This window comes from Plantactinospora sonchi, from assembly GCF_036422035.1.
Classification (GTDB): Bacteria; Actinomycetota; Actinomycetes; order Mycobacteriales; family Micromonosporaceae; genus Plantactinospora; species Plantactinospora sonchi.
The window spans coordinates 363,033-372,824 of the sequence record NZ_JAZGQK010000016.1 but is presented as its reverse complement, the minus strand read 5'-3'; the positions used below and the strand labels follow the sequence as shown (position 1 = coordinate 372,824).

7 protein-coding genes are annotated in these 9,792 nt (G+C 71.6%); 2 read left to right on the top strand and 5 right to left on the bottom strand.

Translation table 11 applies throughout. The annotated features are described in order from the left end of the window. Positions 1-1,875: TIM-barrel domain-containing protein (locus V1633_RS20140; RefSeq protein ID WP_331215901.1), on the top strand; the 1,875-nt coding region annotated here is incomplete at its 5' end. A 209-nt stretch (positions 1,876-2,084) separates the two neighbouring features. Here V1633_RS20140 and V1633_RS20135 read toward each other — a convergent pair. The 5 genes from V1633_RS20135 to V1633_RS20115 all read right to left on the bottom strand — a co-directional run bounded on the left by V1633_RS20135 (position 2,085) and on the right by V1633_RS20115 (position 7,870). After that, a complete protein-coding gene (locus V1633_RS20135; protein ID WP_331215900.1) occupies positions 2,085-3,560 on the bottom strand; it encodes an MFS transporter in 1,476 nt (491 codons plus the stop codon). 75 nt (positions 3,561-3,635) lie between these two features. Next, positions 3,636-4,124, bottom strand: coding sequence for a MarR family winged helix-turn-helix transcriptional regulator (locus tag V1633_RS20130; RefSeq protein ID WP_331215899.1), 489 nt, complete (start codon positions 4,122-4,124; stop codon positions 3,636-3,638). 25 nt (positions 4,125-4,149) lie between these two features. After that, on the bottom strand, positions 4,150-5,001 hold the full coding sequence (locus V1633_RS20125; RefSeq protein ID WP_331215898.1) for a carbohydrate ABC transporter permease: 852 nt from the start codon (positions 4,999-5,001) through the stop codon (positions 4,150-4,152). 77 nt (positions 5,002-5,078) lie between these two features. After that, positions 5,079-6,191 carry an ABC transporter permease gene (locus tag V1633_RS20120; protein WP_331215897.1) on the bottom strand — a complete coding sequence of 371 codons (1,113 nt, stop codon included), beginning with the start codon at positions 6,189-6,191 and terminating at the stop codon, positions 5,079-5,081. Next, positions 6,188-7,870, bottom strand: a complete 1,683-nt coding sequence (locus V1633_RS20115) for an extracellular solute-binding protein (protein ID WP_331215896.1) — start codon at positions 7,868-7,870, stop codon at positions 6,188-6,190. Before V1633_RS20115 ends, V1633_RS20120 begins: the two co-directional genes overlap by 4 nt. Before the next feature lie 293 nt (positions 7,871-8,163). Between V1633_RS20115 and V1633_RS20110 the strand changes: the two genes are divergently transcribed. Then, complete coding sequence (locus tag V1633_RS20110) at positions 8,164-9,540, top strand: ROK family transcriptional regulator (protein WP_331215895.1); 1,377 nt, start codon at positions 8,164-8,166, stop codon at positions 9,538-9,540. Positions 9,541-9,792: the final 252 nt, after the last annotated feature.

The window sequence follows — 9,792 nt, the reverse complement described above, 5'->3', positions numbered from 1 at the left end:
CTGGTCGGCGGCGCGGTCGCCGCCTACCACGAGAGTTTCGTCGCCCCCGGCGACGAACGGTTCGTCGGCCTCGGCGAGAAGTTCACCCCGCTGGACAAGCGCGGCCAGCGGGCACTGATGTGGAACTTCGACGCCTTCGGCAGCGAGTCCGACCGGTCGCACAAGAACGTCCCGCTCTACCTGTCGAACCGGGGTTACGGGATCCTGGTCGACAGCGGCCTGCCGGTCGAGTTCGACATCTGCCAGTCGACGCACAGCTGCGTACAGATCCTGGTGCCGGACGACCTGATCGACTACTACGTGCTGGCCGGCCCGACCCCGGCCGAGATCCTCGACCGGTACGACCTGTTGACCAGCCGCCCGGCACTCCCCCCGAAGTGGGCCTTCGGCACCTGGGTCTCCTCCGGCTTCTTCGTGGACAGCCAGCAGCGGGTACTGGACCGGGCCCGGCGGATCCGGGAGCGGGGCATTCCCTGCGACGTCCTGCACCTGGACTGCTACTGGCAGGTCGCCGGGGCCTGGTCGGACCTGCGCTGGGACGCCGAGCAGTTTCCCGACCCGGCCGGCATGCTGGCCGACCTCGCCGAGCTGGGCTTCCGGGTCAGCCTCTGGATGAACCCGTACCTGATGACCGGCAGTCCCCGGTACGCCGAGGCGGCGCAGGCCGGCTACTTCCTGCGCCGGGCCGACGGCTCGGTCTACGTCGCCGACACCTGGCACGGCAGCCATCCGGCCGGCGGCATCGTGGACTTCACCAACCCGGCGGCGGTGGACTGGTTCGCCGGACTGCTCCGGCCGCTGCTGGCCCAGGGGGTCGCCGTCTTCAAGACCGACTTCGCCGAGGGGGTGCCGGCGGACGCGGTGGCGCACAACGGGATGACCGGAGTCGAGCTGCACAACGTCTACACACTGCTCTTCAACGACGTCGTCTCGGCGGTCACCGAACAGGTCGCCGGGCACGGTCTGGTCTGGGCGCGCTCGTCGTACCTGGGCGGGCAGCGGCACTCGGCGCAGTGGAGCGGGGACGTCAACGCGACGTACCCGGCGATGGCCAGCACCCTGCGCGGCGGGCTGAGTCACGGCCTGTCCGGGGTGCCGTTCTGGAGCCACGACACCGGCGGCTTCCACGGCACGCCGACTCCCGACCTGTACGTCCGCTGGGCCCAGTTCGGCGCGCTGTCACCACTGATCCGGTTCCACGGTACGACCAGCCGACTGCCCTGGGACTTTCCGGCCGAGGCCGAACGGGACGCGGTCGACGCGCTCCGGTTGCGGTACCGGCTGATGCCGTACCTCTACTCGGCGGCGGTGGCGGCGGCCCGGACCGGCGCGCCGATGCTGCGGGCCCTGCTGGTCGACTCGCCCGACGACCTGTCCGCCTGGCAGGCGGACCTGGAGTACCGGCTCGGGACGGACCTGCTGGTCGCGCCGATGACCAACCCGGACGGCCGTCGACACGTCTATCTGCCGGCCGGCGACTGGGTGGACTTCTGGTCCGGCGAGGTGCACCCCGGCGGCCGGCACCTGCGGGTGCACCAGCCACTGCACCAGATCCCGCTCTTCGTCCGGTACGGCGCGCTGCTGCCGGTGGCCCCACCGGCCGACCGGATCGGTGCCGGGCCGTTCCCCGAGGTCACCGTGCTGAGCTGGGGCGCCGTCGACGCCGAGGTGACGATCCACGACGTCGACGGCGACACGATTGTCCGGGCCCGTCGCTCCGGGGACGAGTTCCGGGTGGACAGCGACGGGCCGTTGAGGGTCAGCGGTGTCGCGTTCGCCCGGATGGACGGTGCCCGGCTCCCCGCCCGGCTGGTCTGTGACGGCGAGGTCAGCACTGCGGTGCACCTCGACGGGCTACCGACCGTGCGGGGTTGAAGGTCGGGGTGGGGTGCCCAGGTGGGGGGCGCCCCGCCCTCCCTCAGCGCCAGCCCGTGGCACCGGCCGACCCGTGGGGGCGGCCGGCGCCCGTGTCGCGGGGACCGAGGCGTGCCCCCGGCCAGCCGCTACGGCCGGGACCAGCGGCTGCTGCGGCACGCTTCCGTGTGCGGCCGGCGCCCGTGCCGCCCGACAAGGCCGGGAGTGGATCAGGCGGACGTGGTCGAGGCCAGGGTGCGCCCACCGCTCCCGCCGGTGGGCGGGATGTCGACCGGCCGGGGCGGTTGGCGCAACACCACGGCCGCGATCGCGAAGGCGACGAGGAGCAGGCCGGTCGCGACGGCGAAGGCCAGTCGGTAACCGCCGGTCAGCGCGGCCGCCGTGGATTCGCCGGCCACGCGCAGTCCCTCGGTCCGGGCCGCGGCGAGCGTGCCGAGCACCGCGACGCCGACCGCCATGCCGACCTGCTGGGTCGTGTTGAACAGGCCCGAGGCGAGTCCGGCGTCGTCGGCCCGGGCGCCGGACATGCCGAGGGCGGTCAGCGCCGGCAGGGCGAGCCCGAACCCGGCGGTGCACAGCATCGCCGGCAGCACGTCGACCGGGTAGTTGCCGTCCACCGGTAGCCGGGTGAGCAGTCCCAGCACGCCGGTCAGCAGGAGCAGCCCGGTCAGCAGGACCCGACGCTCGCCGAACCGGTTGATGAGCCGGGCGGAGAGACCGAGCGAGACGGTGCCGATCACCACCGCCGCCGGCAGCATGGCCAGACCGGTCCCGGCGGCGCCGTAGCCGAGTACCCGTTGCAGGTAGAGGGTGAGCAGCACCTGGAAGGTGAAGCAGGCCGCGACCATCAGGATCTGCACCAGGTTGGCCCCGGCCACGGCGCGGGAGCGGAGGATCCGCAGCGGCATCAGCGGCTGTCGGGCGGTGGCCTGCCGGGTCACGAACGCGGCGAGCAGGGCGAACGCCAGGGCGAGGAGGCCGAGGGTGGAACCCGAGGCCCAACCGTGCGTCTCGGCCCGGACGACGGTCCAGATACCCAGCACCAGGCCGGAGGTGACCAGGAGCGCGCCCACGAGGTCGGCGCCGGAGGCGAGACCGGGGCCACGGTCCGCCGGCAGCACCGGCAGCGCGACCGCCAGCACCGCGAGTCCGATCGGCAGGTTGATGACGAAGATCCAGTGCCAACCGAGCCCGTCGGTGATCACCCCGCCGAGGACCTGGCCGAGCATCGCGCCGGCGGCGCCGGTGAAACTGAAGACCGCGATCGCCCGGGCCCGCTCCCGGGGCTCGGTGAAGATCGTCACCAGGATGCCGAGGCTGACCGCGGTCGCCGCCGCGCTGCCGGCGCCCTGGACGAACCGGGCGGCGATCAGCACCGCCGGGGATCCGGCGACGCCGGCCAGCAGGGAGGCGGCGGTGAAGACCACCGTGCCGGCCAGGAAGACCCGCTTGCGGCCGAGCAGGTCGCCGAGGCGTCCGGCCAGCAGGAGCAGGCTGCCGAAGGCGAGCAGGTAGGCGTTCACCACCCAACTGAGGCCGGCCGGGGAGAAGCCGAGGTCGTCCTGGATCGCCGGCATCGCGACGGTCACGATGCTGCCGTCGAGGATGGTCATCAGGGTCGTCGAGGCGATCACGGCGAGAGCGAGCCAGCGGGATCGGGGCGACAAACGGGTCGGATCGGACACGGTGTCCTCCTGTCGATCGGATGCGACAGGAAGGACGCTAGCAGATGGTTTTGTTACAGACTATCTGCCTCGGATTCAATTTTCCCGCTGTCGGGCCCTGCGCACCGGCTGCGGGCCCTCCACCGGATCGGCCAGATGACCGGTCGCCAGCCGCTTCAGGGCCCGGACCAGCACCTCCCGCTCCTCGGCCGGCAGCGAGTCCAGCGCCTCCCGGTGCACCCGGTCCACGATCTCCTGGCTCCGACCGGCGACCCGGGCGCCCTCCGGGGTGACCGCGACGATCCGGGCCCGACGGTCCGTACCGGACTGGCGCCGCTGGGCCAGCCCCGCCTTCTCCAGCGCGTCGACCGTGACCACCATGGTGGTCTTGTCCATGTCGCCGAGCTCGGCGAGCTGGGCCTGGGTCCGCTCCTCGTCCAACGCGTGCACCAGGACGCAGTGCATCCGCGCGGTCAGCCCGATCTCGGCCAGCGCCGCCGCCATCCGGGTCCGCAGCACGTGGCTGGTGTGGTCCAGCAGGAACGACAGGTCCGGTTCGGTACGGGTCGGCGCCATCGCGGTCATATCCCGAGTTTAGGCCGGCGGCGGCTCAGCCCTTGACCGCGCCGACGATCACGCCCTTGACGAAGTGCCGCTGCACGAACGGGTAGACCAGCACGATCGGCGCCACCGTGACCACCACCACCGCCATCTTGATCGCCAGTGTCGGCGGCATCGAGACACCGACCGCCGTACCGGAGGTGTTCGGGGACTGGCCGGCCAGGATGAAGCTCTGCAACACCCGCTGGCTCGGGAACTTGGCGTTGTCGTCGATGTAGAGCAGCGCGGTGAACCAGATGTTCCAGTAGCCGACGGCGTAGAAGAGCCCGACCACGGCGATCACCGCCCGGGACAGCGGCAGCACGATCCGGCCCAGGATCCGGAACTCCCCCGCCCCGTCGATCCGGGCGCTGTCCAGCAGCTCACCCGGAATGTTCTGGAAGAACGCCCGGAGCACGACCAGATTGAAGACACTGATCGCGCTCGGCAGGATCAGCGCCCAGAGGTTGTCCTTGAGCCCGAGCCCGGTGACCACCAGATAGCTCGGCACCATGCCGGGATAGACCAGGAACGTCAGCAGGAAGTAGAGCAGCAGGCCACGGTGGGCCACCGAACCGGGCCGGGACAACCCGTACGCGGCCAGCACGGTCAGGATGAGGCTGACCGCCGTACCCAGCACGGTGACCATGGCACTGACCCAGAGTGCCCGGCTGATCTGGCCCCCGGAGAAGATCGTCACGTACGCCGAGGTGTCGATCTCCCTTGGCACCACCACCAGCCCGCCGGCCGCGTTGATGGTCTCCCGCGACGACAGACTGGTGACCAGCACCACCCAGAGCGGGATCAGCACCGCCAGCACCACTGCGGTGAGCACCGTGCCCTTGCCGACCTGGCCGGCCACGCTCGGCGGTTCCTCCCAGGTCGGCCGCCCGGGCCGCCGTCGCGACCGGGTCGGACCCGACAACCGATCAGTCACCGTCATGACCGCGAATACACCCCCCGCTCACCGATGGCGTGCGCGAACCGGTTCGCCGCCAGGATCAGCACCAGCCCGACCATCGCCTTGAACAGTCCGGCCGCCGCGCCGTAGCCGTAGTTGCCGGTGGTGATGCCCTGGTGGTAGACGAACGTGTCCAGCACCTCGGCGGCCTGCCGGCCGACCGCGTCCCGCTGGAGCAGGAACTGCTCGAAGCCGACCGAGAGCGCGTCACCCAGCCGCAGGATCAGCAGCAGCATGATCACCGACCGCAGGCCGGGCAGGGTGACGTGCCAGAGCCGGCGCCAGCGGCCGGCGCCGTCCACCGCCGACGCCTCGTACAGGTGCGGGTCGATGGTGGAGAGCGCGGCGAGGAAGACGATCGTGCCCCAGCCGACGTCCTTCCACACCGTCTCGGCGGTGACCAGCACGATGAAGGTGTCCGGGTTGGACATCACGTCCCACGGTTCGAAGCCGGCGTCGCGCAGCGTCTGGGAGAGCAGACCCGCGCCGCCGAGCATCTGGACGAAGAACGTCACGACCAGCACCCAGCTGAAGAAGTGCGGCAGGTAGACCACACTCTGCACGAAGGCGCGCAGCCGCGCGGAGAGGATGCTGTTGAGCATGATCGCCAGCACGATCGGCAGCGGGAAGTAGAAGACCAGCTGGAACCCGGTGATCGACAGGGTGTTCCAGAACGCGTCCCAGAACGCGGGGTCGCCGAAGAGCGCCTCGAAGTTGCCGAGCCCGATCCACGGGCTGGCCAGGAACGCCCGCAGCGGGCTGTCCCCGGCGTACGGGTTGTAGTCCAGGAACGCGACGACGTTGCCCAGGGTCGGCAGGTAGTGGAAGACCAGCAGCAGCAGGGCGGCCGGGAGCACCATGACCAGCAGCGGCCAGTCCCGGCGCAGCCGGGCCCGCAACGGGGCCCGGCTGCGGTGCCGCGACCGCCCCGTGCCGGCCCGGTTCTCCCGCCGACCGCCCCGGCCGGACCGCGACCCGCCGGGCCCGACCCGGCGGCCGCCGGGTCGGGCGCGGTCGTCGTCGACCGGCTCGTCGTCGGCCGGCTCCGGGACGACCGGGCCGTCCGACCGGGCGACCTCCCGGGTACTCATCGTCCGGCGTCGGCCAGCGCCTTGGCGCGGAACTCCCGGGCCTCGTCGCCGCCGCCGCTGCTCCGCCACTCCTGGATCACCGCGTCGAGGTCGGTGAGCGGTCGACGCCCCCGCAGGATGTCGGTGACCTTGTCCTCGGTGGGTACGAGCCCCGCCTTGAACCGGGCCGGCATCTCCAGCTTCAACCCCGACCACGGGTCCTTCTCCAGGTACTTCACCATCTCGTTGGAGTAGGTCAACGCCTCCCGCACGAAGTTCGGTGTCTGTGGGAAGGGCTGGATCACCGGGCTGCGCCCACTGATGAAGAAGTACTGGTTGGCGATCTCCTTGAAGCCGAGATCGGTCTTCGCCGGTCCGGTGGCGGTACGGGTGTGGTGCTGGCCCTCCACGCCGTACTCCCGGAGTTGGAACTCGGTGGTGCCGAACGGTGCCGAACACCAGTTCACCACCCGGAGCAGTTCCTCGACCCGGGCCTTGGGCAGTCCCTTCCTGACGAAGGTGTACGAGATCGGGTCGTCGTCGCCCCAGACCAGCGGGTCTCCCCCGGTCGCGGAGAAGATCGGCACCGGTTGGATGTTGAAGCCCGGGGTGACCTTCTGCCACTCGGCCTGCATCGGCTGCCACATGCCGAGCCCGTCCTGCTTGAAGACGATCTTTCCGCTCTGCAGCAGCTGCTTGGCGTCGGCGCCCCTGCTGGCCACCAGGTCCGGGTGGACCAGCCCCTCCTGGTAGACCCTCGCCATGAACTCGACGGCCTGGCGGAACTCCGGCGTCTCGTACTTGAACTCGGGGGTGCCGTCCGGCCGCAGCCGCCAGCCGTCGTCGGTGCCGGGGACCTTGTGGAACATCTGGACCATCTGGAAGATGTCGTCGAACGCCCAGACGCCCTTGTTCGGGTCGGTGACCCGCTTACCGATCTCGAACAGCTCGTCGATGGTCTTCGGAAAGCCCAGCCCGGCCGCGTCGAGCAGGTCCTTGCGGCAGAAGAGCGCGATCGGGAACGGTCCGTCGCTCGGGTTGGGAATGGCCATCAGCCGCTCGTTCCAGAGCGCGTTGCGCCACGCCCCGGTCGGGAAGGTGCCCAGCATCGGATAGTTCTTCACCGCGTCGCCGGAGAGGTGGTCGGTGAGGTCCTCGAAGAGCGCGGCCACCGCGTCGGAGAACCGGGGCAGTTTGGAGACCTCCCACTCCGGCACGCAGAGCAGGTCCGGCACGTCACGGGCGCCGAGCAGCGCGTTCAGCTTGTCCGCGTACAGGTTGCCGTCCTGGACGCTGAAGGTGACCGGCACCCCGAGTTCGGCGTTGACCGCCGCCAGGTAGGCGCTCTGACCCAGACCGGGTGGGGCCGGCCCCCAGGCCGGGGTCATCGCCCGGATCTCCTGCCCGCTGGTGCCGGGCTTGTCGGTGATCGCGTCGACCAGGCTGGCCGGAAAGTCGGTGTAGCCGTCCGGGACCGGGCGTGTCCCGGTGATGCTCGGCTTCGGGATGTCCGCCGTCAGCGGGTGGTGGTTGGGGAGCAGGCCGGCGAGCTTGTCCAGGTTCTGCGCGCTGCTGGTGGGACCCGCCTCGCCGCCGCAACCGGCGAGCAGACCGCCACCGGCGGTCGCCGCCGCGCCGAGGCCCAACAGGCCGAGAACGTTCCTACGGGTGGTGGCGACGTCCGGGCCCGATGGCTCCACGGCGCGCTCCCTTCCATGTCACGGTGCGGACGACCCGCCGGTACGCCGACATCGGCGGGACGGTCCGGTCGGAGGTGGGGTGAGGTAGAGTTAGTTCGTCGGGTGACTAAACAAACGTAATCGACGGTGACCGGTGCCACAAGACACCCGGAGCGTGACGACGGCCGGCGGGCGACCGTCGGCGACGCCGGGCGCGCGTGGCCCGACACCCGGGGGTACGGCATGATGGGGCGCGCCGTCGGCGCTCGGAGCGCACTGTGGACGGCGCCGTCGCGTGGGGAGCGGGGCTGATTGTGATCACGACGCAGCGCGGGCCGCAGCCGGCCGACCTCGCCGACGTACGGGCCACCAACCTCGCCGTCGTGCTGCGTTTCGTCCGCGCCAACGTGCCCTGTTCCCGCGCCGACATCGCCGCCTCGACCGGGCTGAACAAGGCGACCGTCTCCAGCCTGGTCGCCGAACTCATCGACCGCCGGCTGATCCGGGAGACCGGGCTGGCCGAGAACCGGATCGGCCGCCCGGCGACCATGCTGGTGGTCGACGGTGCCCCGTACGCGGCGATCGGCATCGAGGTGAGCCTGGACGAGCTGACCGTGGTCGCTGTCGACCTCGCCGGCACCGAACTGCTCTCCTGGCGGCGTGCCTTCGACGGCTCGTCCGCCTCCCCCGGCCGCGCGGTCAGCGCGATCGCCGCCCTCGCCGGCCGGGCCGTCAACCGGGTCACCGGGCAGCGCCGGCAGGTCCTCGGCCTCACCGTCGCGGTCCCCGGGCTGGTGGACGGCAGCGGTACCGTCCGGCTCGCCACCACCCTCGGCTGGCGGGACCTGCCGCTCGGCGTCGAACTGCGGCGGGCCCTGCGGGAGCCGGCCTACGAGGTGGTGGTGGAGAACGACGCCAACCTCGCCGCGCTGGCCGAGTACCGGCACGGCCCGTACGCCGGCACCGCCAACCTGGTCCACCTGACCGGCGGCGCGGGCCTCGGCGCGGGGGTGATCGCCGACGGACGCCTGCTGCGCGGCGGACGCGGCTTCGCCGGCGAACTGGGTCACGTGCCGGTCGATCCGGCGGGTCCGGTCTGCCCCTGTGGGCGACGTGGCTGCCTGGAGGTGGTGGCCGGGATTCCGGCGATGATCCGCCGGGCGCTGCCGGACACCACCGAGGATGGTCCGCTCACCGACTTCGCGCCCGAGGTGGACCGGATCCGGACCCGGGCGCGCCGGGGCGACCGGACCACTCTGGAGGCTCTCGCCGAGACCGGACGGTTCCTCGGACACGGCGTCGCCCTGTTGGCCAACCTGGTCAACCCGGAGGTGGTGCTGCTCGGCGGCTACTTCGGCACCCTGGCGCCCTGGCTGTTGCCGGCGGCCGAGGCGGAACTCACCGTCCGTACCCTGGCTCCGGAGGCCGGCGGCACCCGGCTGCTCGCCTCCGCGCTCGGCACCGGTGCCGCCGCGGCCGGCGGTGCGGCACGCAGCCTGGAGATGGTCGACGCCGGCCGGTTACCAGACCGCGAGCGGCACCCCGAAAGGGGCACCGAGCGGGACACGCCCTCAGGTGACGCGGCCCGGAAGGTGCCGCCCCGGTCCGCCAGCCGGCCGGATGGCGCCGGATCCGACGAGACCCGCGTCGACGAGGCGCCTGAGCCGGCCGGGCCGCGCGGACGCGGTTGACCGTCGACGATCGGATCGATGCCGGCGAAACCCTTGACCGGTACGACGGCGGGTGGAAACCTCGAACTGCTCCGCCGTAACGTGCGGGAAAGCGTTATCCACGGTGGAGTTTTCCCAGCGGATTTGTCGAAGCGCTTCGAGTTCCGCGCCGTCGCGTGGGAGCGCTCCACTGTCCGGCCGCACCGCAACCCGCACCGCCACCCCCGCCCGTTCCCGGGGCCCGAGCCGCCGGGGACACCAGTCGGAATCAAG

What these genes read in the sequence shown, in the direction of transcription:
- V1633_RS20130 (WP_331215899.1), bottom strand. Translation starts at nt 4,124, where the DNA reads ATGACCGCGATGGCGCCGACCCGTACCGAACCGGACCTGTCGTTCCTG.
- V1633_RS20120 (WP_331215897.1), bottom strand. Translation starts at nt 6,191, where the DNA reads ATGAGTACCCGGGAGGTCGCCCGGTCGGACGGCCCGGTCGTCCCGGAG.